This is a genomic window from uncultured Roseovarius sp. (genome assembly GCF_963972555.1).
Lineage (GTDB): Bacteria > Pseudomonadota > Alphaproteobacteria > Rhodobacterales > Rhodobacteraceae > Roseovarius > Roseovarius mucosus.
In genome coordinates, this window is sequence record NZ_CAXAUM010000020.1 from 1 (window position 1) to 23123 (window position 23123).

General features: G+C 63.8%; 26 protein-coding genes. 7 read left to right on the forward strand and 19 right to left on the reverse strand.

The genetic code is table 11. The features are described 5' to 3' along the window. Window positions 1-164: 164 nt before the first annotated feature. From recJ to AACZ65_RS15660, 4 genes are all read right to left on the reverse strand, one after another. Window positions 165-1913: a single-stranded-DNA-specific exonuclease RecJ gene (gene recJ / locus AACZ65_RS15645; protein ID WP_339672386.1), complete on the reverse strand. Its 1749-nt coding sequence runs from the start codon at window positions 1911-1913 to the stop codon at window positions 165-167. A gap of 96 nt (window positions 1914-2009) precedes the next feature. Then, window positions 2010-2975: a class II fructose-bisphosphatase gene (gene glpX / locus AACZ65_RS15650; RefSeq protein ID WP_037270582.1), complete on the reverse strand. Its 966-nt coding sequence runs from the start codon at window positions 2973-2975 to the stop codon at window positions 2010-2012. A 79-nt stretch (window positions 2976-3054) separates the two neighbouring features. Further along, a complete protein-coding gene (locus AACZ65_RS15655) occupies window positions 3055-4341 on the reverse strand; it encodes a homoserine dehydrogenase (RefSeq protein ID WP_339672389.1) in 1287 nt (428 codons plus the stop codon). 96 nt (window positions 4342-4437) lie between these two features. Further along, on the reverse strand, window positions 4438-4728 hold the full coding sequence (locus AACZ65_RS15660; RefSeq protein WP_339672391.1) for a hypothetical protein: 291 nt from the start codon (window positions 4726-4728) through the stop codon (window positions 4438-4440). A 107-nt stretch (window positions 4729-4835) separates the two neighbouring features. Here AACZ65_RS15660 and AACZ65_RS15665 point away from each other — a divergent pair, with 107 nt between their 5' ends. Then, window positions 4836-5423, forward strand: a complete 588-nt coding sequence (locus AACZ65_RS15665) for a TetR/AcrR family transcriptional regulator (protein WP_339672393.1) — start codon at window positions 4836-4838, stop codon at window positions 5421-5423. Window positions 5424-5489: 66 nt separating this feature from the next. Here the strand turns inward: AACZ65_RS15665 and accC are convergent, their stop codons facing one another. The 3 genes from accC to AACZ65_RS15680 form a co-directional block, all read right to left on the reverse strand. Beyond that, window positions 5490-6839, reverse strand: coding sequence for an acetyl-CoA carboxylase biotin carboxylase subunit (gene accC, locus AACZ65_RS15670; RefSeq protein ID WP_339672395.1), 1350 nt, complete (start codon window positions 6837-6839; stop codon window positions 5490-5492). Window positions 6840-6849: 10 nt separating this feature from the next. Next, the gene (gene accB, locus AACZ65_RS15675) at window positions 6850-7344 is read right to left on the reverse strand and encodes an acetyl-CoA carboxylase biotin carboxyl carrier protein (RefSeq protein ID WP_339672493.1); all 495 of its coding nucleotides are present in this window, start codon (window positions 7342-7344) and stop codon (window positions 6850-6852) included. Window positions 7345-7494: 150 nt separating this feature from the next. Then, entirely contained in the window at window positions 7495-8037 is a 543-nt protein-coding gene (locus AACZ65_RS15680) for a helix-turn-helix transcriptional regulator (RefSeq protein WP_245875125.1), read from the reverse strand. A 108-nt stretch (window positions 8038-8145) separates the two neighbouring features. On the opposite strand from AACZ65_RS15680, the gene AACZ65_RS15685 reads away from it, so the two are divergent. Further along, on the forward strand, window positions 8146-9630 hold the full coding sequence (locus AACZ65_RS15685; RefSeq protein WP_339672398.1) for an AMP-binding protein: 1485 nt from the start codon (window positions 8146-8148) through the stop codon (window positions 9628-9630). Here the strand turns inward: AACZ65_RS15685 and AACZ65_RS15690 are convergent. After that, window positions 9590-9910 carry a hypothetical protein gene (locus AACZ65_RS15690; RefSeq protein ID WP_339672399.1) on the reverse strand — a complete coding sequence of 107 codons (321 nt, stop codon included), beginning with the start codon at window positions 9908-9910 and terminating at the stop codon, window positions 9590-9592. The genes AACZ65_RS15685 and AACZ65_RS15690 overlap by 41 nt on opposite strands. Before the next feature lie 556 nt (window positions 9911-10466). Here AACZ65_RS15690 and queC point away from each other — a divergent pair. The 4 genes from queC to queF are packed head-to-tail and all read left to right on the forward strand — an operon-like array spanning window position 10467 to window position 12716. Continuing rightward, on the forward strand, window positions 10467-11165 hold the full coding sequence (gene queC / locus AACZ65_RS15695) for a 7-cyano-7-deazaguanine synthase QueC (protein WP_339672400.1): 699 nt from the start codon (window positions 10467-10469) through the stop codon (window positions 11163-11165). Further along, entirely contained in the window at window positions 11165-11521 is a 357-nt protein-coding gene (gene queD, locus AACZ65_RS15700; RefSeq protein ID WP_296635702.1) for a 6-carboxytetrahydropterin synthase QueD, read from the forward strand. Before queC ends, queD begins: the two co-directional genes overlap by 1 nt. After that, window positions 11518-12240, forward strand: coding sequence for a 7-carboxy-7-deazaguanine synthase QueE (queE, locus tag AACZ65_RS15705; RefSeq protein ID WP_339672404.1), 723 nt, complete (start codon window positions 11518-11520; stop codon window positions 12238-12240). The genes queD and queE overlap by 4 nt, the downstream gene beginning before the upstream one ends. Before the next feature lie 11 nt (window positions 12241-12251). Continuing rightward, window positions 12252-12716, forward strand: coding sequence for a preQ(1) synthase (queF, locus tag AACZ65_RS15710; RefSeq protein ID WP_339672406.1), 465 nt, complete (start codon window positions 12252-12254; stop codon window positions 12714-12716). 52 nt (window positions 12717-12768) lie between these two features. Here queF and AACZ65_RS15715 read toward each other — a convergent pair whose 3' ends face one another. The 11 genes from AACZ65_RS15715 to AACZ65_RS15765 form a co-directional block, all read right to left on the reverse strand. Continuing rightward, window positions 12769-13458 (reverse strand): ABC transporter ATP-binding protein, encoded by a 690-nt coding sequence (locus tag AACZ65_RS15715; protein WP_339672408.1) that lies wholly within the window; start codon window positions 13456-13458, stop codon window positions 12769-12771. Further along, window positions 13451-14194 carry an ABC transporter ATP-binding protein gene (locus AACZ65_RS15720; protein ID WP_339672410.1) on the reverse strand — a complete coding sequence of 248 codons (744 nt, stop codon included), beginning with the start codon at window positions 14192-14194 and terminating at the stop codon, window positions 13451-13453. The genes AACZ65_RS15715 and AACZ65_RS15720 overlap by 8 nt, the downstream gene beginning before the upstream one ends. Further along, window positions 14187-15191 (reverse strand): branched-chain amino acid ABC transporter permease, encoded by a 1005-nt coding sequence (locus AACZ65_RS15725; protein WP_339672412.1) that lies wholly within the window; start codon window positions 15189-15191, stop codon window positions 14187-14189. The genes AACZ65_RS15720 and AACZ65_RS15725 overlap by 8 nt, the downstream gene beginning before the upstream one ends. Before the next feature lie 4 nt (window positions 15192-15195). Beyond that, on the reverse strand, window positions 15196-16065 hold the full coding sequence (locus AACZ65_RS15730) for a branched-chain amino acid ABC transporter permease (protein WP_339672414.1): 870 nt from the start codon (window positions 16063-16065) through the stop codon (window positions 15196-15198). A gap of 55 nt (window positions 16066-16120) precedes the next feature. After that, the gene (locus tag AACZ65_RS15735) at window positions 16121-17296 is read right to left on the reverse strand and encodes an ABC transporter substrate-binding protein (protein ID WP_339672416.1); all 1176 of its coding nucleotides are present in this window, start codon (window positions 17294-17296) and stop codon (window positions 16121-16123) included. 42 nt (window positions 17297-17338) lie between these two features. After that, a complete protein-coding gene (gene benD, locus AACZ65_RS15740; protein WP_339672418.1) occupies window positions 17339-18118 on the reverse strand; it encodes a benzoate diol dehydrogenase BenD in 780 nt (259 codons plus the stop codon). Continuing rightward, window positions 18115-19137 (reverse strand): benzoate 1,2-dioxygenase electron transfer component BenC, encoded by a 1023-nt coding sequence (benC, locus tag AACZ65_RS15745; RefSeq protein WP_339672420.1) that lies wholly within the window; start codon window positions 19135-19137, stop codon window positions 18115-18117. The genes benD and benC overlap by 4 nt, the downstream gene beginning before the upstream one ends. Window positions 19138-19192: 55 nt before the next feature. Further along, window positions 19193-19720: a benzoate 1,2-dioxygenase small subunit gene (gene benB / locus AACZ65_RS15750; protein WP_297543157.1), complete on the reverse strand. Its 528-nt coding sequence runs from the start codon at window positions 19718-19720 to the stop codon at window positions 19193-19195. 12 nt (window positions 19721-19732) lie between these two features. Then, a complete protein-coding gene (gene benA, locus AACZ65_RS15755; RefSeq protein WP_339672422.1) occupies window positions 19733-21121 on the reverse strand; it encodes a benzoate 1,2-dioxygenase large subunit in 1389 nt (462 codons plus the stop codon). A gap of 40 nt (window positions 21122-21161) precedes the next feature. Further along, on the reverse strand, window positions 21162-22310 hold the full coding sequence (locus AACZ65_RS15760; RefSeq protein ID WP_339672424.1) for a muconate/chloromuconate family cycloisomerase: 1149 nt from the start codon (window positions 22308-22310) through the stop codon (window positions 21162-21164). A gap of 191 nt (window positions 22311-22501) precedes the next feature. Beyond that, a complete protein-coding gene (locus tag AACZ65_RS15765; RefSeq protein ID WP_008281976.1) occupies window positions 22502-22762 on the reverse strand; it encodes a DUF2312 domain-containing protein in 261 nt (86 codons plus the stop codon). Between the two features lie 134 nt (window positions 22763-22896). Here AACZ65_RS15765 and AACZ65_RS15770 point away from each other — a divergent pair, with 134 nt between their 5' ends. Further along, window positions 22897-23112, forward strand: a complete 216-nt coding sequence (locus AACZ65_RS15770; RefSeq protein ID WP_339672428.1) for a hypothetical protein — start codon at window positions 22897-22899, stop codon at window positions 23110-23112. Window positions 23113-23123: the final 11 nt, after the last annotated feature.

Genomic DNA, 23123 nt, shown 5'->3' on the forward strand with positions numbered 1-23123 from the left:
AGGTTGAAAACCTGACGTCCTAACCGATAGACGAACGGGCCATGCCTTGGCGTGACGCGTAACTAGGCAAAAGCGGCGGGGGGCGCAAGAGGGATTTTGCAAAAACTTCACGCCGCAATCAGAAATTTACGCTCCGGGGCGCGGGCCTGTCGAACAGGGGGGTTTCAGGCCGGAGCGGCGTCTTCGAGGCGCAATTGCACGTTCTGTCTGCCGCCCCAACTGTTGATGTCGAGCCGCCCGGCAAGGTGGAATCGCGCGCCGCCATGCGCCAGTAACGCGGGCCCCAGCGGCCCGTCGAGCGCGCCAAAGGCGATGGCATCGAGACTGGCGCCCATGCCATCGCCAAAGCGCAGCTTGAGATGCGCGCCGCTCAGCGCCTTGGCAAAGGTAATCTGGCAATCGGGAAAGACATAGCGGGGGCCGGGCGCGCCTGCGCCAAAGGGGCCGGCAGCCTCGATCCGCTCGACCAGGTCGACCGTTGCCGCACCGGGCATCAGGAGACCGTCCAGCCGCAGATCGGCGGGGCCGCCCGCGCCCGCGCCCTGTTTGGCGAGCAACTCTGCAAGGCGCGCCATGGCAGCCTCGAGGTGATCCCGCGCCACGGTGAGACCCGCCGCCATCTTGTGTCCGCCGCCCTTGATCAAGAGCCCCTCGCTGGCCAGTCGCTGAATGGCGGCCCCGAGATCGACGCCCGAGACCGAGCGGCCCGAGCCTTTGCCCTCGTCGCCGTCCAGCCCGATCACGATGGCGGGGCGGTTGGCGCGTTCCTTGAGGCGGCTGGCGACGATGCCCACGACACCGGGATGCCACCCCTCGCCCGCCGCCCAGACAAGAGGGGCCTCAAGGCCGCGGGCCTCGGCCTGAGCAAGGGCGGCATCACGCACCTGCGCCTCGACCTCGCGCCGCTCGGTGTTGAGCTGGTCGAGGCGTTCCGCCATTGCGCGGGCCTCGGCGGGGTTATCACAGGCCAAGAGGCGCGCGCCCAGGTCCGCCTTGCCGATGCGGCCTCCGGCATTGACGCGCGGCCCCAGAAGAAAGCCCAAGTGATAGGCATTTGGGGCGGTGTCCATCCGCGCCACGTCTGCCAGCGCCACCAGACCGGGGCGGGTGCGCGTGGCCATGACGCGCAGGCCCTGGCGCACGAAGGCGCGGTTGACGCCGATCAGAGGCGCCACGTCGGCGACGGTGGCCAGTGCCACCAGATCGAGCATTGCCATCAGGTCCGGCCCCTGAGCGCCCGACGCGCGCAATTGCCGCCCGGCCTCGACCAGCATGAGAAAGACCACACCGGCGGCGCAGAGATGGGCCAGATCGCCGCTCTCGTCCTGACGGTTGGGATTGACGACGGCGAGGGCGGGCGGCAGCGTCTCGCCGCCCAGGTGGTGATCGAGCACCACCACATCCGCGCCCTTGGCGGCGGCAATCGCCTCATGGCTGAGGGTGCCGCAGTCGACGCAGACAATGAGATCGTGGCGCGCGGCCAGATCGGACATGGCGGGCACGTTGGGGCCATAGCCCTCGTCGATCCGGTCGGGGATATAGAGCGTGGGCGTAGGTGCCTGCATCTGGCGCAGCCAGTCGATCAGCAGCGCGGCAGAGGTGCCGCCATCTACATCGTAATCGGCGAAGATGGCGATGCGCTCCGAGGTCCGAGCCGCCCTCAGAAATCGCGCCGCAGCCTCTTGCATGTCGCGCAGGCTGCGCGGATCGGGCAGCAGATCGCGCAGCGTGGGGGCGAGATAGGCCTCTGCGGTATCCTCTGTCACGCCCAGCCGGGTCAGCGTCTGACAGAGCGGGCGGGGCAGGGCGGTGGCCTGTGCCATCGCCTCGGCCAAGCGGTCGGTCTCGACCCCCGGACCCACCCAACGACGCCCCAAGAGCGAGTGTTCCACTCCGAGAAAGGCCGGACCCATGCGCGCCTCCTCTCATTCATCTGGCGGCAAATACCTCGGGGGAGTCCCGGGTCAGGCCCGGGACGGGGGCAGCGCCCCCACCCCCCGTGCCCGTGTTCAGTCCCGCTTGCTGCGATAGATCATCCGCCGCACCGAACCGGTGCGCGAGCGCATGAGCAGGGTCTCGGTTTCGACATAGCCGGGGCGGCGTTTGACGCCCGAGAGGATCGAGCCGTCGGTGACGCCGGTGGCGGCAAAGATCACATCCGATGTCACCATCTCGTCGCGCGCATAGATGCGGTCGAAATCGGTGATCCCGGCCTTGGCGGCGCGGGCGCGTTCATCCTCGTTGCGGAACACAAGGCGTCCCCACATCTGCCCGCCCATGCATTTGAGCGCAGAGGCCGCCAGCACGCCCTCGGGCGCGCCACCTGTGCCCATATACATGTCGATGCCGGTGCGGTCGGCCTCAGCGCAATGGATCACGCCGGCCACATCGCCATCGGGGATCAGGAACACGGCGGCCCCCGTGCTGCGCAGTTCCTCGATCATTTCCTGATGGCGCGGGCGCTCCAGCACGCAGACGGTGATTTCGGACGGGCGGCACCCACGCGCGGCTGCCAGCGCCTCGACCCGCTCACGCGGGCTCATGGCGAGAGAGACGACATTCTCGGGGTAGCCCGGCCCGATGGCCAGCTTGTCCATATAGGTGTCGGGTGCGTGCAACAGCGTGCCGCGCGGGGCCATGGCGATCACGGTCAGGGCATTGGGCATGGCCTTGGCGGTCAGGGTCGTGCCTTCGAGCGGGTCCAGCGCGATATCGACGCCGGGGCCGTCGCCGGTGCCCACCTCTTCGCCGATAAAGAGCATCGGGGCCTCGTCCCGCTCGCCCTCGCCGATCACCACGACCCCCTTGATGGCCAGAATGTTGAGCTGTTCGCGCATGGCGTTCACGGCGGCCTGATCGGCGGCCTTTTCATCGCCACGCCCGATCAGGTCAGCACAGGCCAAGGCGGCCTGTTCGGCCACGCGCGCGAGGCCGAGCGAGAGCATGCGATCGTTGAAGGCAGTATCAGAGGTCATGGGATGGTCCTTGTAAATCTGGTCAAATCAGCATTAGCGCCGCGGGCTCTGGCGCACAAGTCTGGCGGGCGGGGCCGCGTCAGACGGTTTCGATGCGCAGGGCCACCGGCTCTCCTGACAGGACGTCAAGGCGTCTGATGCCCGTCAGGGCGGTGTCGAGCGCGTCGCGCGTGGTCTTGTGCGTCACGATCAGAACCGGCGCTGTGGTGGCGTCATGGCGATACTGGCGCATCCGGTCGATGGAGATACCCGCCTCGCCGAGGATGGTTGCGACCTTGGCCAGGGCGCCGGGTTTGTCGATCAGCGACATGCGCATGTAATAGGGGGCCGGTGTGGCGCTGGTCGCGGTCTGGCAGCGGCTGAGGCTGGCGGCGGGTTGGCCAAAGGTCGGCAGGCGGAAGCCGCGCGCGATGTCCATCACGTCGCCCATCACCGCGCTGGCCGTGGGGCCCATGCCCGCACCGGGGCCGCGCAGCACGATCTGTTCGACATTGTCGCCTTCGAGCACAACCATATTGGTGCCGCCCTCCAGTTGGCCAAGGGGGCTGGTGTCGGGCACAAGGCAGGGAGACATGCGCTGTTCCAGTCCGCGCCCCGTCATCTGCGCCACGCCCAAGAGCTTGATGCGATAGCCCATGTCGGCCGCGTGACGGATATCCTCGATGGTGACTTTCTGGATGCCTTCGAGGGTCACACCGTCGAAATTGACCTGGCAGCCAAAGGCGATGGAGGCGAGCAGCGCCAGCTTGTGCCCCGCGTCGATCCCGCCCACATCGAGGGTCGGGTCCGCCTCGAGATAGCCAAGTTTGGCGGCCTCTTCGAAGACCTGCGCATAGGGCAGGCCCGCCGATTGCATGCGCGTCAGGATATAGTTGCAGGTGCCGTTCATCACGCCCATGACGCGGGTGATGTCATTGCCCGCCAGCCCTTCGGTCAACGCCTTGATCACTGGAATGCCGCCCGCGACGGCCGCCTCGAAGCGGATCACGCGGCCCGCTGCCTCGGCGGCGAGGGCCAGTGCCTGACCGTGATGCGCGAGCATTGCCTTGTTCGCGGTGACAATATCCTTGCCTGCGGCAATCGCCGCCTCGGTTGCGGCCTTGGCCGGGCCGTCCGACCCGCCCATCAGTTCAACAAACACATCCACATCATCGCGTTTGGCAAGGGCGACGGGATCATCCTCCCAGGCGTAGTCACTGAGCGTGACACCGCGATCCTTGTCGCGGGTCCGCGCCGAAACGGCGGTGATGACCACGGGGCGACCTGCGCGGGCGGCCAGAAGATTGGCCTTTTGCCGGATGATCCGCACGACACCCGTGCCGACCGTGCCCAATCCGGCGATGCCAAGGCGCAGGGGTGTGTTCATGGGGCTCTCCGATTATCACTGTTCAGGGATTTTGCCGCGATGTAACGGGTTCGGCGGTCCCTTGCAACGCGGCTTGCAGGGGCAGGGCCGTGGTTTTCACTCGTTCACACCGCTTTGCATGCGCTCTTGCGTGCCGGGATCGACCACACCGCGCTTGAGCCGTGCGGCGCGCGCACGCAATCCCGCACTGCGCTGGTCGAGCGTCTCGGCGGTGTCCGGTGTGATTTGGGGCGTGGTGGCCTGCGCCCTGATGTCTTCGGTCGGGATCAGATCGGGATAAGAGGCGTCACGGGTGCGTTTGTCGACGGTGCGGTCGAGCGGCAGGATATCGCTGCAGCCCGCCACAAGGCCGGTGAGCAGGATCAGAAGAGGCAGGCGCAATGCCATGGCGGCCGGTATCCTTGTTTCGGTGGATGGACCTGTCTTGCCATTCTTTGGGGTCAGAGGGCAAGCCGGGCTTTGATCTGAACGAATGTTCAGTTAAACCCGGTGTCATGGCACGAACCCAAGGCTCTCATTCCGATATCACCGGCCCGCGCGTCCGCGATGCGGCGCTGCGTCTCTTTGCGCGCCACGGGTATGCGGCGGTCTCGATGCGGCAGATCGCGGCGGCGGTGGGGGTGCAGGCGGGTGCGCTCTACAATTACACGCCCGACAAGCAAACGCTGCTCTTTGACCTGATGCGCGGCCATATGGAGGATTTGCTGGCGGCTTGGGATGCGGCAGAGCCCCAGGGCGACGCAATGGCGGCGCTGGAGGCGTTCACCCGGTTTCACATCCGCTTCAACACCAGCCGGGCCGATGCGGTCTTTGTGTCCTATATGGAGTTGCGCAATCTTGAGCCTGCGAATTTCGCGGTGATCGAGGGGTTGCGGCGGGACTATGAGACGCGGCTCGAGGTGGTGTTGCGGCGCGGGGCAGAGGCGGGCGTGATGGTCGTGACCGAGCCACGGATTGCCAGCATGGCGCTGATTGCCATGCTGACGGGCGTGAACACCTGGTATCGCGCAGAGGGGCGTTTGTCGCTCGATGAGGTCGAGGCGGTCTATTGGGATATGGTGCGCCGGTCGGTGACGGGGTGAACCGGCGGCATGGCCCGCCCTGGGGGCAGGCCATCACCAGCGGTCGAGGTCAGTTTCCGCCTTTTTTCAGTCCCGCAGGTTGGTTTCCAGCCAATGTTCCAACCAGTGAATGTTGTAATTCCCGGACTGGATGTCATCCTCTTGCAGCAGCGCGTGAAAGAGGGGCACGGTGGTGTCGACGCCATCGACGATCAACTCGCCAAGTGCGCGGGCCAGACGGCGCAGGGCGCTGTGACGGTCCTTGCCATGCACGATCAGTTTGGCGATCAGGCTGTCATAGTAGGGCGGAATTTTATAGCCGTCATAGAGCGCTGAATCCATCCGCACGCCCAGACCGCCGGGGGCGTGAAACTGGGTGATCCGGCCGGGGCGCGGCGCGAAATCCGGTAGTTTCTCGGCGTTGATGCGCACCTCAATGGCGTGGCCATTGATGATGAGGTCGTCCTGGGTGAAGGACATCGGCAGGCCTTCGGCGACGCGGATCTGTTCCTGCACGAGGTCCACGCCAAAGATCGCCTCGGTTACGGGATGTTCGACCTGCAGGCGCGTGTTCATCTCGATGAAGAAGAATTCGCCCTTCTCATAGAGAAACTCGATGGTGCCTGCGCCGCGATACTGGATGTTCGCGCAGGCATCGGCGCAGATTTTGCCGATGCGCTCGCGTTCCTCGGAGGTGATGCAGGGGCCGGGGGCCTCTTCCAGCACCTTTTGGTGGCGGCGTTGCAGAGAGCAATCGCGCTCACCCAGATGCACGGCGCGGCCCTTGCCATCGCCAAACACCTGAATTTCGATGTGGCGCGGCGTGGTGAGGTATTTCTCGATATAGACTTCGTCATTGCCAAAGGCGGCCTTGGCCTCGGAGCGGGCGGTGAGAAAGGCCTTTTCCAACTCGGCGGCGCTCTGCGCCACCTTCATGCCGCGTCCGCCGCCACCGGCGGTGGCCTTGACGATCACCGGAAAACCGATCTCCGCGCAGAGCGCCTGTGCTTGTTTGAGAGTGGCGACGCCCCCCTCGGAGCCTGGCACGCAGGGCACGCCAAGCGCCTTCATCGTGTCCTTGGCGGTAATCTTGTCGCCCATGATGCGGATGTGTTCGGCGGATGGGCCGATAAAGGTCAGTCCGTGATCCTCGACGATCTGCACGAAATTGGCATTCTCGCTGAGAAAGCCGTAGCCGGGATGGATCGCCTGCGCGCCCGTGACCTCGCAGGCGGCGATGATCGAGGGAATCGACAGATAGCTTTCAGACGAGGACGGCGGACCGATGCAGACGGATTCGTCGGCCATGCGCACATGCATCGCGTCGGCGTCGGCGGTGGAATGGACTGCGACGGTCTTGATCCCCATCTCACGGGCGGCGCGGATCACGCGGAGGGCAATCTCGCCCCGGTTGGCGATCAGGATTTTCTCGAACATCGCAGGGGCCTTATTCGATGATCATCAGAGGTGCGCCATATTCGACCGCCGCCCCATCTTCGATCAGGATGCGTTTGACGGTGCCGCCGCGCGGGGCGGGAATATGGTTCATGGTCTTCATCGCCTCGATGATCAGAAGCGTGTCGCCCTCGGACACCTGCGTGCCCACGCTGACAAAGGCGGGCGCGCCCGGTTCGGCCTGCATATATACGGTGCCGACCATGGGCGAGGTGACGGCGCCGGGGTGGCTTGCCGGGTCTTCGGTGGCTGACGCGGCGGCGGGGGCAGGGGCGGCCATGGCGGCGGGAGCCGGAGCATATGAGGGGGCCGGGGCCGGGGCGTAGTGGGCCGTTACGGCCTCACCGCGGCGGCTGACGCGGACCTGCAGCGTGTCATCCTCGCCATATTCCCGCTTGACCGACAACTCTGTCAGGTCGTTCTCGTTCAGGAGTTCCGCCAGAGCCTTGATAAAGGCCACGTCCGATTCATGGGATTTGTTCGACATATCTTCCTCGACCACAGCGCGATGATGTCCCGCGTGGCGGGCTCATGGCATTTGTTTTGGCCGCTTATAGGGCAAGGTGCAGGCTGAGAAAAGCGGCCATTGACCCTTAATCTGGGGGCAGGAGGGCAATTTTACGAGAGGCGCGCACAATCAGAGCGGCATGCCCGAAAGTTTGGCCACGAGTTCCGCGAGTTTTCGGGCCTGAAATTTTTCAAGCAGGCGTGCGCGATACACCTCGACCGTGCGATAGCTCAGACCGAGATCAAGGCCGATTTCCTTGGACGTCAGCCCGCGACAGGTGAGAATCGCCACCTCGCGTTCGCGTTGGGTCAGTTCGACAAGCGGGCGTTCGTCCGAGAGATCGGAGAAAGACCAGATGCCGCGCTGAAACGGCGCCTCTGGCGTGAGCGACTGTCCGCGCACCCGGCACCAGAAGAGCGTGCCATTGCGCCGCTTCATCACCCGCTCGTCGGAATACCGCCCGGTCTTGCGCATGATGGCGAGCGCATCTGCCCCGATGCGGCGATAATCCTCGATCGAGGGGTAATAGCGGGCGAGCGGAATGTTGGCATAATCGGCGGGCGTATCGCCAAAGATCGCGGCGAATTTCTGATTGCACTGCCGGATGATGCGATGTTCCAGCAGGGCGAGGCCCACGGGGGCATGATCGAAGGCGAGTTCCTTGATGTCCATGGCCCGTTATGCCGCGCGGGATGCGGCACGCCAAGCGGTTTGCGTGTTTCTACGGAATTGTGCCGCGGCGGCGTCGGTGCTTTGGTGTGGTTCGGGAGGAACCGGGGGATGAATATCGGGATTTGGCTGGAACGCGCGGCGCAGGCGTGGCCTGCGCGCGGGGCGCTCTTCACCGGCGTTGATCTGGTGGCGGATTATGCCGGATTTGACCGCGCGGCACGTGAAGTGGCTGGCGCGCTTGTCGCGCAGGGCGTGGCCCCCGGCGACCGGGTCGCGATCTTCATGGGAAATGCGCCCGACTATCTCTTGGCGCTCTACGGTATCTGGTATGCCGGGGCCGCCGCCGTGCCGATCAATGCCAAGCTGCACGGGGCAGAGGCGGCGTGGATCATCTCGGATGCAGGCGCGCGGGTGGTTCTGGCGGATGCGGCGCGGCGGGATGCCTTGGCTGAACAGGGTGTTGCGGCGCAGGCGGTCACGCGGGGCGCGGCCGTAGCCGAGGTCGCCGCGCGCGCGCCGGTGGATTTGGCGTGGCTCTTCTACACATCGGGCACCACCGGGCGGCCCAAGGGGGTGCGGATCACGCATCGGATGCTGGTGGCGATGTCGCTCGCCTATCTGGCCGATGTGGACGAGGTGAGCGCCGAGGATGCCACGCTCTACGCCGCGCCGATGAGCCATGGCGCGGGGCTCTATGCCATGGTGCATGTGCTGCGCGGGGCGCGGCATGTATGCCCGGCGTCGGGCGGGTTCGCTGAGGGCGAAATCCTTGGTCTCGCGCGGCATCATGGCCGGGTGCATATGTTCGCGGCACCCACGATGGTGAAACGGTTGACCGCCTGGGCACGGGCGCGCGGCGAGACTGGCGCGGGCCTGCGCAGCGTGGTCTATGCCGGGGGGCCGATGTATCTGGCGGATATTCTCGAGGCGGTCGAGGTGTTCGGCCCGGTTTTCCTGCAAATCTACGGGCAGGGGGAATGCCCGATGGCGATCACCGCGCTGTCGCGCGCCGATGTGGCGGACCGCAGCCATCCGCGTTGGCGCGAGCGGCTGGCCTCGGTGGGCCGCGTGCAGTCGGTGGTCGAGGTGCGGATTGCGGATGAGACAGCGGCCGAGGTGCCGTGCGGTGAGGTGGGCGAAATCCTCGTGCGTGGCGATGCGGTGATGCCGGGCTATTGGCAGAACACGGCGGCGAGTGAAAAGGCGCTCAAGGGCGGCTGGCTCTGGACTGGCGATCTGGGTCGGATGGACGGTGACGGCTATGTGACCCTGCAGGACCGCTCCAAGGATATGATCATCTCGGGCGGCAGCAACATCTATCCGCGCGAGGTGGAAGAGGTGCTCTTGACCCATCCTGACGTGATCGAGGCGGCGGTGGTGGGCATGGCCGATGCCGAATGGGGCGAGGTGGTGGTGGCCTTTGTGGTTTGCAACGGGACGCTCGATGAGGCCGCGCTTGACGCGCATTGCCTAGGCCAGATCGCCCGGTTCAAGCGGCCCAAACGCTATATCGCGGTCGCCGAGCTGCCCAAGAACAATTACGGCAAAGTGCTCAAGACAGATTTGCGGGCGCGGTTGGCCGGGGAGTCATGAGCGGCAGAGCGCCATAAAACTCACTGCCGCTGAGGTTGGGGCCTTGCAGCCCCTCGGTTCCGGCAAAGGCAATGACCAGTTCATTATTGGTGGAATTGAGAAACGCTCGGGCTTGGAAGCCAAGCGGGCCGTCGATGATCTGTGTAATCTCGGTGTAGGTGCCGTTGGCGGCTTGGACATCTGGTGTTGTGACAGAGTTCCCCGGAGCTTGAGGCTGTAGATATGTTTGGACGGCAATCTGCGCGTAGGCATCCAGCGTACGGATATTTGTAACAGCCATTGTCTTTCCTTTCAGTGCAGCGGAAGAAAACCAGTAACTCCGGCTCCGCCCGGGACGGTGATTTGGGACGGTTTCGGTGGCGAAATGGGATTGGGTCCGTAATAGGCCAAATAAGCGGCTGAGCTTGGTAGTCCTCCTGGCCACCAACAAGTCATGTACTGATCCGCCCGGCCCTCGTTATAGACATCACAAGAGGCCCGACCTCCACGCAGTTTCGGCAAATGCTTGGCCGGGACTTCGGTTGGTTGGTTAGCGCGCAGCGCCTGATAGATCGGATCGTTTTCAGGGGCGGGACCGCAGGCGGTGAGGACGGCCGCCGCGCAAAATGAAACCCATCGTTTCATGAAAACTCTCCACACTCGTTGACACTATGACCGAAACAACTTTCCCGAGTGTTGCCTATAGGGGGCAAGGGTTCAAGGTGGGGTATTCAATACCTTTAGCCGAAGAGGCAAAACGGCGGCGGGCGCTCTGCCTTGTTTTCACCCGCCAAAGGCGCTAGATGCGCGGGGTCGAGCGGTCGCAGCCTACCCGCTTTAAAAAACAAGGATGAAAGATGAGGACGATTGTTATCTGCTCGGGCGGGCTCGATTCCGTATCGCTCGCCCATAAGGTGGCCGCTGAGCATGAATTGGCGGGGCTTCTGAGCTTTGATTACGGGCAACGCCATGTGAAAGAGGTGGAATACGCCGCCGCTTGTGCGCGCCGCTTGGGCGTGCCGCATAAGGTGGTGGATATTCGCCAGATTGGCGCGGCGCTGTCGGGGTCGGCGCTGACCGATGATGTGGCGGTGCCGGATGGGCATTACGCCGAAGAGACCATGAAAATCACCATCGTGCCCAATCGCAATGCGATCATGCTGGCCATCGCCTTTGGCATGGCGGCGGCGGAAAAGGCCGACGCCGTGGCCACGGCGGTGCATGGCGGCGATCATTTCATCTATCCCGATTGCCGCCCCGGTTTCATCAACGCGTTTCAGGCGATGCAGGATGCGGCGCTTGAGGGCTATGCCGAGGTCACGCTCTACACGCCCTACCTCAACGGCTCGAAAGGTGACATCGTCGCCGATGGTGCCAAGCATGGCACGCCCTTTGCCGAAACATGGTCGTGCTACAAGGGCGGCGCGCGCCATTGCGGGCGGTGCGGCACCTGTGTCGAGCGGCGCGAGGCGTTTCATCTGGCGGGGGTGGTTGATCCGACCGACTATGAAGACCCGGATTTCTGGCTGGCGGCTGTGGCCGGGCGGGGGGCGTGATGTACCGGATCACCAAGGAATTCCACTTTTCCGCGTCGCATCAGCTCTTTGGCCTGCCTGAGACGCATCAATGCGCGCGGCTGCATGGGCATAATTACATCGTGGTTGTGGAACTGACCGCAGCGGAATTGAACGCGCATGGGTTCGTGCGCGATTACCTCGATCTGGGCGATCTGAAGCGGTATATCGACGACACGCTGGATCACCGGCATCTGAATGATGTGCTGGGGGATGATTGCGTGACCGCCGAGCGGATGGCCAAGCATCTCTTTGACTGGTGTCGGGCGCGTTGGCCCGAGGTGACGGCGGTCAAGGTCAGCGAAACGCCGAAAACCTGGGCGGAGTATCGCCCGTGAGCGAGGCGATCCGCGTATCCGAAATCTTTGGCCCGACCATTCAGGGCGAGGGCGCGCTGATCGGACAGCCGACGGTGTTCGTGCGCACCGGGGGGTGCGATTACCGCTGTAGCTGGTGCGACAGCCTGCACGCGGTCGACTCGGCCTATCGCGAGACATGGGCACCGATGAGCGCCGAAGCGGTGATGGCCGAGGTGACGCGCCTCTCGGGCGGTCGGCCGATCATGGTGACACTCTCGGGCGGCAATCCGGCGATTCAGCCCTTGGGCGCGTTGATCGACCAAGGCCATGCGCAGGGCTATTGGTTCGCGATGGAAACCCAAGGCTCTGTCGCGCGCGACTGGTTTGCCGCGCTCGATATGCTGGTGCTCAGCCCCAAGCCGCCGTCGTCCGGGATGGAGGTGGATTGGGCGCTGTTCGACGCGTGTGTCGCTGCGGCCAAGGGGGCGGCGCACGTTCTCAAGATCGTGGTGTTTGACGACGTGGATTACCAATGGGCGCGGGACGTGGCGGGGCGCTTTCCTGACCTGCCGCTCTATCTGCAACCGGGCAATCACACGCCGCCCCCACCCGAGGATGACACGGCCACCGTGGATCAGGACGGCATCGACGACCGGATGCGCTGGCTGGTGGAGCGGGTGACAGCCGACGGATGGTTCGAGGCAAGGGTCTTGCCGCAATTGCATGTGATGCTCTGGGGCAACAAGCGCGGGGTGTGAAGGAGAGAAAGATGAGCGAGAATATCTACAAGGATCTCAAACAGTTGGGCGGGGCTACCGTGGTCCCCCAAAATCCGGAAGAGGCGGTGCTTGAGCGGGTTTCCAATCCGCAGGCCGATGTGCAGTATAACGTGCGCTTCACCGCGCCCGAATTTACATCGCTCTGCCCGATGACCGGACAGCCGGATTTCGCGCATCTGGTGATTGATTACGTGCCGGGCAAATGGCTGGTCGAGAGCAAGTCGCTCAAGCTCTATCTCACCAGCTTCCGCAATCACGGGGCGTTCCACGAGGATTGCACGATTTCGATTGCCCGGCGGCTGGTGCAATTTCTCGAACCGGAGTGGCTGCGGATTGGCGGCTACTGGTATCCGCGCGGCGGCATCCCGATTGATGTGTTCTGGCAGACCGGGGCGATGCCCGACGGGGTCTGGATCCCCGATCAGGGCGTGCCGCCCTATCGCGGGCGCGGCTGAGGCCGCTGGATTTTTTTGCGCCCGCCCGGTCAACGGGCGGGCGCGTGTTGATTCAAACGCCAAGCCAGCGATGCTGTGCCTCGGTATCCGCGCGGATGGCCTCGGCGCTGCCGGTCCAGACCACCTGACCCTTGCTGACCACGACCACATCATCGGCAAGCGAGGTGGCAAAGCCGAAATTCTGCTCGACCAGAACCATCGACAGCCCCTCGCGCTTGAGCTCCATCAGCTTGTCATGGATCAGCTTGACGATGATCGGGGCCAGCCCCTCGGTCGGCTCGTCGAGGATCAGCAGGCGCGGATTCATCAAAAGCGCGCGCGCGATGGCCAGCATCTGCTGTTCGCCCCCCGACAGTTGCGTGCCGCCATTCTCCAGCCGTTCGCCAAGGCGCGGGAAAAGGTCCAGCACCCGGTCCATCGTCCACGCCCCGTCAAACCGCTTGGACGCGATTTCAAGGTTCTCGCGCACCGTCAGAGAGGGAAAGATATCCCGCGTTTCAGGCACATAGGCGATGCCCGCCTTGGCGATGTCATAGGGGCGCTTGGGCATGGCCTGTCCTTCAAGGGTGATCTGCCCGTCGCGCAGCGGCAAGAGGCCCATCACCGTCTTGAGCGTGGTCGATTTGCCCGCGCCATTGCGCCCCAGAATGGCCAGAACCCGGCCCGCCTCGGCGCGCAGCCCCATGCCATAGAGCACTTGGGTTTCGCCATAGCCGGAATTGACGGCATTCAGTTCAAGCATCTTCCCAACTCCCCAGATAGATGTCCTTGAGCAGCTTGGAGCCGCGCGCGGCCTCGGGCAGCCCGTCAAACACCACTTCGCCATAGTTCAGCACGGTGATCGTATCGGCCACGTCAAAGGCCAGATCCATGTCATGCTCGATGATCAACAGCGTGAGATCACGCGGCAGATTGTTCAGCAGATCGTGAAAGCCCTTGGCCATCTCGGGGCCGACACCGCTGGTCGGTTCGTCCATCAAGAGAACGAGGGGCCGTGTGGCAAGGGCCACGCCCACCTCCAATTGCCGCCGCACGCCATAGCTGATCTCGGACACGCGCGCATGCAGGTAAGGCATGAGATTGACCTGCTCGGCGACCTCGGCCACGATCTCGCGCACCTCGGGACGGGCGAGGCTGTCGGTATAGAGCCGCGTTGCGTTGCCGGTGTGGATCGCCGCCGCGAGCCCCAGATTTTCCTCGACGGTCAACCCGTCAAAGAGCGTGTTCTTCTGATAGCTGCGCGACAGACCCTGGCGCGCGCGCCGGGCCACGGGCAGGGCGGTCACATCCTCGCCTGCCAGATGCACCGAGCCGCTGTCAGGGGTCAATTCGCCCACCAGCAGGTTGAAGAGCGTCGTCTTGCCCGCGCCATTCGGGCCAAGGATCACCCGCCGCTCGCCGCGCTCCAGTTTGAGCGAGACCCCGCGCGTGACATGCACCGCACCAAAGCTCTTGTCGAGTTTGCGTGTCTCAAGCATCGGTCTTGACCTCCCTAGGGTCTATATCGCGCACCGCATCCGCCGCGCGCCGTTCAATCCGCGCGCCAAACCGCGCCTCGATCCAGCCAAAGATGCCATTGGCGCGGCTCATCACCACGGCAATCAGGATGACCCCGACCACCAGATGCCAATAACTCGTGAGCGCGCCCACCTCATGCTTGAGCAGCACAAAGACCGCCGCCCCCAGCAAGGGGCCGACCAGCGTGCCAAGCCCGCCCAGGATCACCACCACAAGCGCCTCGCCCGAGACCGTCCAGGACAGAAGGCCGGGAGAGACGAACATCACATGCTGCGCCGCCATCGCGCCGGCCAGGCCCGAGATCAGACCAGAGAGGCCAAAGACATCCGCCTTGACCCGCCAGACCGTGAGGCCAAGCGCGCGCATCCGCTGTTCGTTGTGCATGACCCCCGAGAGGGACCGACCCAATCCCGAGCGCAGGATCAGCACCGCCGCGCCATAGATTGCGGCCAACACGCCAAGGCAGAAGAGTGCAAAGCTGCGCCCGTCATTCAGGTCTAGCCCGATCAGCGTGAGGTCCAGCCGGGCAATGCCGCCCAGCCCGTCATCGCCACCAAAGAGCGGCGCCTCGAACACATAGGAATAGCCCATCTGCCCAAAGGCGAGCGTTGCCATGATGAAATAGATGCCGTGACTGCGCGCGCAGATGGCCCCGATGACCCAGGCGATACCCCCGGTCACGGCCACCGCCCCGCCCATTGCCATGAGCGGCGTCAGCCCCACCTTCGTGGACAGGATCGCATAGCCATAGGCGCCGACGCCCAACAGCGCGCCGTGGCAGAGCGAGACCATGCCGCCAAAGCCCGCGACCATGTCGAGCGCGATCACCAGCATGGCGAGAATGAGTATCTCGGTCAGGATTTCCAGCCCGAAATATTCCGCGGTAAAGGCCTGAAAGAGGGCGGCCGAAGCCAAGAGCACGAGCGCGGCATATCTGAGCGGTGTATGTCGAAACATCGCCTTATCCTTTCGCCGGAAAGAGGCCCACGGGCCGGATCACCAGCACCGCCGCCAAGAGCGCGTAGATCAGAACCGAGGCCAGTTGCGGTGCCAGCACCGCGCCAAAGGTCTGCACGAAGCCAAAGATGAGCGAGCCCGCAATCGCCCCCTTGAGCGAGCCGAGACCCCCGATCACGATCACGATCAGGGTTGGGATGAGGATTTGCAGGCCCATGTCGGGTGTGACGCTCAGCAAGGGGGCCGCCACGGCGCCCGCCAGACCCGCAAGCGCGCAGCCCACGCAGAACACGATGAAGAAGAGCCGCTCGACATTGATGCCAAGACAGGCCGCCATGGCGTCATTGTCCACGCCCGCACGGATCATGGCGCCGATCTGTGTCCGGCTCAGCACAAAGGCCAGAGCGGCAAAGATGGCAAGGCCCAGTGCAATGATGAAGAGCCGGTAAGCGGGGTATTCGACACCCAAGAGCGCCACGCGCCCGGCAAGAAGTGTTGGCACTTCCAGCCCCAGTGCCAGATCGCCCCAGACGATCCGGGTGATGTCGAGCAGGGCAAAGATGAGGCCGAATGTCACCAGCACCTGCGCCATCGGTCCCGATTTGCGCATCCGTTGAATGAGGCCGGAATAGAGCAGCACGCCCACCCCCGCGACCGCCACCGGGGCCAGGAAGAACCCTGCCCAATAGCCGCCGACCGCCGCCACAGAGGCCGCGAAATAGGCCCCGAGCGCGTAGAGCGCGCCATGCGCCAGGTTGACGAAATGCATCAGGCCAAAGATTACGGTCAGGCCGATGGAAAGCAGAAACAGAAGCATCGAAAGCTGGAGCGCGTTGAGCGCCTGCAGCGTCCAGAAACCCAGATCAAGTGACATTGCGGAACCTCCTCCCGAATGGGCCCGGCCAGGGATAATGGCCGGGCCTTGGCTTTTAGTTGCTGACGGGTGTGGCCATCTCGCAGCCATTGACCGGATCGGCCTCGGCGGGCAGGGCGGCCAGCACCTTTTGCGTGAGGCCGTCGTCGCCTGCGACAGTCTCGTAGACATAGATCGGCTGCACGATGTTGTTCGTCGCGGGATCAATCGAGAGCGCGCCGCGCGGTCCGTCGAAACTGACCTGCCGCAGGGCATTGGCAAGGCTCTCGCGGTCCGTGGCCCCGGCCTTGACGGCCTCGATCAGCGCGCGACCGGCGTCATAGCCATGCACCGCGAATTCCGACGGCACGCGGCCCGTCTTGGCCTTGAACGCCTCGACGAACTGCACGTTCGCGGGATTGTCGAGCGTGGGCACGTAATGCAGCGCGGTGATCACGTCCTCTGCTGCCGGACCTTCGGCGTTGACATAGAGCGACGAGGTGAGAAAGCCCGAACCATAGAGCGGCAACTCGGCCTTGAGGCCAAAGCTATCGTATTGTTTGACAAAGGAAATCGCCTCGCCACCTGCGTAGAACACGAACACCGCCTCGGCGCCGCTCGACTTGGCCTGTGCCAGGTAGGGGCCGAAATCCTGTGTCTTCTGGAAGGGGGTGAAATCCTGCCCGACAATCTCGCCGCCCGCGGCGGTGAAGGTCTGAACAAAGCCGTCGATCATCTGCCGTCCGGCGGCATAATCGGGGGCCAGCGTATAGACCTTGCGGATGCCCTGATCATACATCCATTGCCCCATCGGGCGGTTGACCTGCCCGTTGGAAAAGGACATGCGCGTGATATAGGGCGAACAGGCCTCGCCCGTCGCCTCGTCATTGCCGGCATTGGCCACGATCAGCGGCACGCCTGCGCCATGCACCATGTCGCGCACGGCGCCCAGTACGCCAGAGCTGACGATGCCCGAGATCACATCGACCTTGTCCTGCAAGATCAGCTTCTTGGCCTTGGCCAGGGCCACGGGCGGCTTGACCTCGGTATCCTCGCGGACAATCTCGAATGTGGCCGGGGTTTCGCCGCCGAATTGTTCAAGCGCGGTGGTAAACCCGGCCTCGATGTCATTGCCGAGGGCGGCATAGACGCCGGAGAAGGGCAAGAGAAGCCCGACCTTGATGTCTTGGGCTGTTGCAGGCACAGCGAGGCCAGTGGCGAGCCCGAGGGCCGCCAGAATTGCGCGTTTCATAGGGTAGTTCCTCCAGTTGGTGTTCAGACCCCTCCTCAGGGTCTATCCAAGATCGCCCCCGCCCACCGGCACGGTAACGCCGGTGATGTAAGAGGCCTCATCCGACGCCAGGAACAGGATGGGTCCTGCCTGTTCGTCGAGTGTTCCGTAGCGTTTCATCAGGCTGGACTGGATCGTCTGATCGACGATGGTCTGATACCAGTCGGCGCGCTGTTCCTCCGCCGCATTGGGGTTGCGCGGCACCACGCGGGGCGGCGCCTCCGTGCCCCCCGGTGCTGTGGCCACAACGCGAATGCCACGTTCCCCCACCTCCCAAGCAAGGCTGGCCGTGATCGCATTCACCCCACCCTTGGCCGCCGCATAGGGCACGCGGTTGAGGCCGCGCGTGGCAATGGACGAGACATTGACGATCACGCCCGCGCCTTGCGGCAACATCTGCTCGATCGCGGCCCGACAGCAATAGAGCGTCGGAAAGAGAGAGCGGCGCACCTCGGCGTCAATCTCATGGGGCGCGTAATGCTCATAGGGTTTGGCCCAGATCGTGCCGCCTACGTTGTTGATCAGAATGTCGATCCGACCCCAGATCTTGACCGCCGTTGCAATGGCCGCCTCGCAGCCGTCCCATGTTTCCAGATCGACGTTGAGCGCCTGGGCCTCGCCGCCTGCGTCGCGGATCGCCCCGACCACCGCCTCGCGCTGCTCGGAGCGGTCCACGACCAGCACTTTTGCCCCCTCGGCGGCGGCGCGTTCGGCCACCCGGCGTCCGATCCCCTGGGCGGCGCCGGTCACGACCATCACCTTGCCTGTGAAACGCGGTGTCATGCGGCGGCTGCCTCTGTCTCGGTCGGGTTGAACTTCTCGAAATGGAACGCGGCGGGGGTTACGCCCAGTTGCGCGAAATGCGCGCGCACCGCGTCCACCATCGGGGGCGGGCCGCAAAGGTAGACATCGCAATCGCCGTTGTTGAGATCCTCGGACGTCACATGATCGGTGACAAAGCCCTTGCGATCATGCGCCTCGTTCTGATCGGCCAGCACGGTGATGACAGTCACATTACCAATCGCCTCGGCCAGTGCCGTCACCCGGTCCAGATCCACCAGATCGGCGGTGCGGGTCACGGCGTAGTAGAGCGTGATCGGCTGATCCGAGCCCTGCACGGCCACCTGCTCCAGCATCGAGAGGAACGGGGCAAGACCCGTGCCGCCCGCCAGCCACAGTTGCGGCCGCGTGATGGGTCGCAGGTAGAAGGCACCCATCGGCCCTGTCAGCGTGACGGCATCGCCGGGGGTGGCGCGCTCGCCCAGATAGCGGCTCATGACCCCGCCCGGAATGTTGCGGATCAGGAACGTCGCTTCCTCCGCGCCAGGGGCAGAGGAGAAAGAATACGAGCGGTGTGCCTCTGTGCCGGGCACGCTCACATTCACATATTGACCGGGCAGGAACCCCATCGGCTTGGCCAGCTTGACGCGCAGACCAAAGGAGGTCTCGGACAGGCGGTCCACGCCCAAAACTTCGGCGCTGATCGCCTCGGGTGCGGTCTTGCACACGGCAGAGGAGGCCGGCACGCGGACCACGCAATCGCTCTGCGGCATCATCTGGCAGGTCAGCACATAGCCCTCTGCCGCCTCTTCCTCGGTCATCGCCTCGTCGAGGTAGAATTCCAGCTCATACTCGCCCTTTTCGGCAAAGCATTTGCAGGTGCCACAAACCCCGTCGCGGCAGTCCATCGGAATGTTGATCTTTTGCCGAAAGGCGGCTTCGGTGACTTTCTCGTCATCCTCGCACTGGATGACACGGGTCACGCCATCCTCGAAATTCAGGGCGATGTTGTAGCTGGTCATGGCGGGCTCCTCCCCTCTGCTGGCGCGCGCCCTCGGGCACGCGCCGGTCCTGGTCTCAGATGTGATAGACGTCGATCACATGGTGGATCTGGTCATTCTTGAGCACGACCTTCTTGTCGGTGATCAGCGGCTTTTTCCCCGTCACATCAAGCGTGTAGAACGACGTGCCCCAGTGCTGGTCGGTCTTGCCATAGCGATAGGTCAGCGTGTGCCAGTTGAAGCGCAGCGTGATCTTGCCTGCCTCCCGGCTCAGCACTTCGATATTGGCAAGGTAATGATTGGTGCGCGGTTCTGGCAGGGACGTGGCCGAAGAGCGATCCGTCTGGATGCGGAACACGCGATCCTCGATGCCCGAGCGGTCGGGATAATAGATCAGGGACATCTCGTTTTGCGGATCCTCGGTCAGTTGATCCTCATCATCCCAGGCGGGCATCCAGAATGGGCAATCCGGGTGATAGAAGGTCAGCCAATTGTCCCAGTCCCGATCATCGAGCGCGCGGGCCTCGGCATAGAGAAAGGCTTGGATTTCCTCGTAGGTCATGGTGGCCTCGGTGCTCTGGCGGTCAAGTGTTGCGGTTGTCATGGTCTCTCCTCCTCACTCAGCCGCGACCTGGGCGTCGGATGCGGTGGCGCGTTCCTTGGCGATGGCCTGCGCCATCCGCTCGGACCACTGCTTGTGCTGGATCACAAAGAGACCCTCGTCCTCGGTGCGGGCTCCCGACAGGATCGGGTTCACGCCAAGTGCCTTGGCATCCTCGTCCGGGCCGTGGATCCACTGGGTCGCGCCTCGGCAGATGTCATTCCACTTGGCATGGGCGGCCCCGGCATAGCCGCGCTGCGTGGCGCGGAATTCCTCGGTGTCGTCAGGCGTGGCCATGCCGGAGGCGTTGAAGAAATCCTCGTACTGGCGAATGCGGCGCGCGCGGGCCTCCTGGGCTTCGCCCTTGGGCGCGATGCAATAGATCGTGACCTCGGTTTTATCCACGCTCACGGGGCGGAACACCCGGATCTGGCTGCTGAACTGATCCATCAGGAACACGTTGGGATAGAGGCAGAGATTGCGCAGCACACCCACCATCCATTCGGCCTTGGTCGCGCCGTATTTCTCGGTCCATTCCGCAAGGCGCGGATAGTTGGGGCGGTTGGTCGGGTCCGACCACGCGGTCCAGAGCAGCAGGTGACCATTCACATAGGAATGGAACCCGCCCTTCTGCTTGGCCCATTTGCTGGCATCGGTCGCCTTGATCTTGTCTTCCTTGCCATCCGCCGTGCGGTGCGATGTGGTGGCGACATAGTTCCAATGCACCGCCGAGACGTGGTAGCCATCGGCGCCATTCTCGGCCTGCAATTTCCAGTTGCCGTCAAAGGTATAGGTGGATGAGCCGCGCAGCACCTCGAGCCCCTCGTCGGATTGATCGACGATCATGTCGATCATCTTGCGCGCCTCGCCGAGATACTCTTCGAGCGGGGCGACATCGGCATTGAGCGAGCCAAAGAGAAAGCCGCGGTAATTCTCGAACCGCGCCACCTTGGTCAGATCGTGGCTGCCATCCTTGTTGAACTGCTCGGGGTAGCCTGCGCCATTGGGATCCTTGACCTTGAGCAGTTTGCCGGTATTGGAAAAGGTCCAGCCGTGGAAGGGGCAGGTAAAGGTCTTTTGATTGCGACGCTTGAAGCGGCAAAGCTGTGCACCGCGATGCGAGCAGGCATTGACCAATGCGTTGAGATTGCCGTCCTTGTCGCGGGTGATCACCACCGGCGTGCGCCCCATGGTGAGGGTAAAGTAATCGCCGGGATTGGGGATCTGGCTTTCGTGCGCCATGTAGATCCAGTTACCCTCGAAGATATGCTTGATCTCAAGCTCAAAGAGCTCCTCATCGGTGAACATGTCACGCCGCGCGCGGAAAATCCCCGCCTCGGCATCTTCTTGCACGATACCGTCAAGACGGCCTTCCAGTTCGTCGAGATTGGATTGGGCAAACATCGTCTTTCCTCCTCCGGAAAAGTCTTGGGTCTTGGGCCGGTTACTCACCGGCCACGGTTTTCAGGCTCCGCGTACGGTCGCGGCGGAAAAACTCGACCTTGTCGTGGTCGAGCGTCACGCCAATGCCCGCGCCCTGCGGCACCTCGACGGTGAAATCGGCATAGCGGATCGGGGTGGCCAGAATGTCCTCGGTCAAGAGGAGGGGACCAAAGAGCTCGGAGCCCCAGCGCAATTCCTCGACACCGGCAAAGAGTTGCAGCGCAGCCGCCGTGCCGAGGCCGGTTTCCAGCATGGTTCCGGCATAGAGGCCAAGGCCCGCCGCCTGCCCGATCGCCACCACTTCGGACGCGCGTTTGATCCCGCCCGATTGTGCGACCTTGACGGCAAACACATCTGCGGCACCCTTGGTCACGATGCTCACGGCATCCTCTGGGCCGTTCAGCGCCTCATCGGCCATCACCGCAATCTCGTGGTTCCGCGTCAATTCCCGCAGCGCATTCAGGTAACGCGCACGCACCGGCTGTTCGACCAATTCGCAACCCACATCCTGCAGGCCCTTGAGCCCCCACCGAGCATCCTGAAGCGACCATGCCTGATTGACATCGACACGGATGCTGGCGGCATCGCCCAGAGCGGTCTTGATCCGTGCCACATGCGCCACATCCTCGGCCACCGCGCGCTTGCCGATCTTGAGCTTGAAGATGTTGTGGCGGCGGGTCGCGATCATCTCTTGCGCCTCGGCAATATCCGTGTCGGAGTTGCCCGACGCGAGCGTCCAGGCCACCGGAAGCCGCGTGTGCACGGCACCGCCGAAAAGCTGCGCTACCGACACGCCCAAACGCCGACCCAAGCCATCCCAAAGCGCGATTTCAACCGCCGCCCTGGCGATGCGATTGCCCTTGACCAGATGGTCGATCAGCTGCACCGCGCCGTTCACATCATCCGCCGCACGGCCCAACAGGGCAGGGGCGATATAGGTGTCGATGGCGGATTGGATGCTCTCGGGGCTCTCTGGGCCATAGGTGAGCCCGCCGATGGTGGTGCCCTCGCCAATCCCCTCGGACCCATCCGAGAACCGTATGCGGACCAGAACGGCGGTCTGGACCCGCATCGTCGCCATCGACAGGACATGGCCCCGGATGGTCGGAATATCGAGGATCATCGTTTCGATCTGGTCGATCTTGGTCACGGCGTTCACCACATGTCAGTATTGCATTGAGGTGCAAACTGCCTGTGGTGGGGCATCAAGTCGATGATGCTGCGGGTCTTGGGTGATACCCGCGCCGAAAGGTTGCCCCTGCCCGGTGCCGCGCCATGGCGCAAAGGAAAAGGCGCGCCAGATTGGCGCGCCTTGCTGAAATCCGTGCGAGAGGGGGCGGTTTACATCATGCCCAATGCTTCTTTGTACATCTCGAGAACCGCCTCTTCTTCGGCGATGTCATCCTTGTCGCGTTTGCGCAGGGCGATAACCTTGCGCATGACCTTGGTGTCGTAGCCGCGTCCCTTGGCCTCGGCCATCACTTCCTTTTGCTGGTCGGCAATGTCCTTTTTCTCGGCCTCGAGCCGCTCGAACCGTTCGATGAACTGGCGCAACTCATCGGCGGTAACGCGGTAGTTGCTGTCGGAATTCATATCGTCCATGGCCTGATCTCCGGTCGGTTGGGGTTTCTGACTAGCGCCCCGCCGGATAGGGTGCAAGGGACATCTGCGGCGCGGCTTGCAATGGTGGAAAAATTGCTCTAGCGCCGGGGCGGTAACCGGCCGGGGAGGTGGCAATGGAGTATATGATCTGGTCTGGGGCCGCCCTGTCGCTGGCTGGTCTGGCCACATTGATCTGGTGCATCGTCAAGGTCTGGCGCGCGCGCAATGCGGGGCTGTCGGATGACGCATTGCGGGCGGCGGTGCAACGGATCGTGCCGCTCAATACCGGTGCCTTGTTCTTGTCTGTGATCGGGCTGATGATGGTTGTTGTGGGCATCCTGCTTGGGTGACTTCGGCTGAG

Bases quoted from the DNA above. Each gene is read 5' to 3' on its own strand.
- recJ (WP_339672386.1), bottom strand. From the start codon at position 1,913: ATGGGTCCGGCCTTTCTCGGAGTGGAACACTCGCTCTTGGGGCGTCGT.
- glpX (WP_037270582.1), bottom strand. From the start codon at position 2,975: ATGACCTCTGATACTGCCTTCAACGATCGCATGCTCTCGCTCGGCCTC.
- AACZ65_RS15655 (WP_339672389.1), bottom strand. From the start codon at position 4,341: ATGAACACACCCCTGCGCCTTGGCATCGCCGGATTGGGCACGGTCGGC.
- AACZ65_RS15660 (WP_339672391.1), bottom strand. From the start codon at position 4,728: ATGGCATTGCGCCTGCCTCTTCTGATCCTGCTCACCGGCCTTGTGGCG.
- AACZ65_RS15665 (WP_339672393.1), top strand. From the start codon at position 4,836: ATGGCACGAACCCAAGGCTCTCATTCCGATATCACCGGCCCGCGCGTC.
- accC (WP_339672395.1), bottom strand. From the start codon at position 6,839: ATGTTCGAGAAAATCCTGATCGCCAACCGGGGCGAGATTGCCCTCCGC.
- accB (WP_339672493.1), bottom strand. From the start codon at position 7,344: ATGTCGAACAAATCCCATGAATCGGACGTGGCCTTTATCAAGGCTCTG.
- AACZ65_RS15680 (WP_245875125.1), bottom strand. From the start codon at position 8,037: ATGGACATCAAGGAACTCGCCTTCGATCATGCCCCCGTGGGCCTCGCC.
- AACZ65_RS15685 (WP_339672398.1), top strand. From the start codon at position 8,146: ATGAATATCGGGATTTGGCTGGAACGCGCGGCGCAGGCGTGGCCTGCG.
- AACZ65_RS15690 (WP_339672399.1), bottom strand. From the start codon at position 9,910: ATGGCTGTTACAAATATCCGTACGCTGGATGCCTACGCGCAGATTGCC.
- queC (WP_339672400.1), top strand. From the start codon at position 10,467: ATGAGGACGATTGTTATCTGCTCGGGCGGGCTCGATTCCGTATCGCTC.
- queD (WP_296635702.1), top strand. From the start codon at position 11,165: ATGTACCGGATCACCAAGGAATTCCACTTTTCCGCGTCGCATCAGCTC.
- queF (WP_339672406.1), top strand. From the start codon at position 12,252: ATGAGCGAGAATATCTACAAGGATCTCAAACAGTTGGGCGGGGCTACC.
- AACZ65_RS15715 (WP_339672408.1), bottom strand. From the start codon at position 13,458: ATGCTTGAACTGAATGCCGTCAATTCCGGCTATGGCGAAACCCAAGTG.
- AACZ65_RS15720 (WP_339672410.1), bottom strand. From the start codon at position 14,194: ATGCTTGAGACACGCAAACTCGACAAGAGCTTTGGTGCGGTGCATGTC.
- AACZ65_RS15725 (WP_339672412.1), bottom strand. From the start codon at position 15,191: ATGTTTCGACATACACCGCTCAGATATGCCGCGCTCGTGCTCTTGGCT.
- AACZ65_RS15730 (WP_339672414.1), bottom strand. From the start codon at position 16,065: ATGTCACTTGATCTGGGTTTCTGGACGCTGCAGGCGCTCAACGCGCTC.
- AACZ65_RS15735 (WP_339672416.1), bottom strand. From the start codon at position 17,296: ATGAAACGCGCAATTCTGGCGGCCCTCGGGCTCGCCACTGGCCTCGCT.
- benD (WP_339672418.1), bottom strand. From the start codon at position 18,118: ATGACACCGCGTTTCACAGGCAAGGTGATGGTCGTGACCGGCGCCGCC.
- benC (WP_339672420.1), bottom strand. From the start codon at position 19,137: ATGACCAGCTACAACATCGCCCTGAATTTCGAGGATGGCGTGACCCGT.
- benB (WP_297543157.1), bottom strand. From the start codon at position 19,720: ATGACAACCGCAACACTTGACCGCCAGAGCACCGAGGCCACCATGACC.
- benA (WP_339672422.1), bottom strand. From the start codon at position 21,121: ATGTTTGCCCAATCCAATCTCGACGAACTGGAAGGCCGTCTTGACGGT.
- AACZ65_RS15765 (WP_008281976.1), bottom strand. From the start codon at position 22,762: ATGGACGATATGAATTCCGACAGCAACTACCGCGTTACCGCCGATGAG.
- AACZ65_RS15770 (WP_339672428.1), top strand. From the start codon at position 22,897: ATGGAGTATATGATCTGGTCTGGGGCCGCCCTGTCGCTGGCTGGTCTG.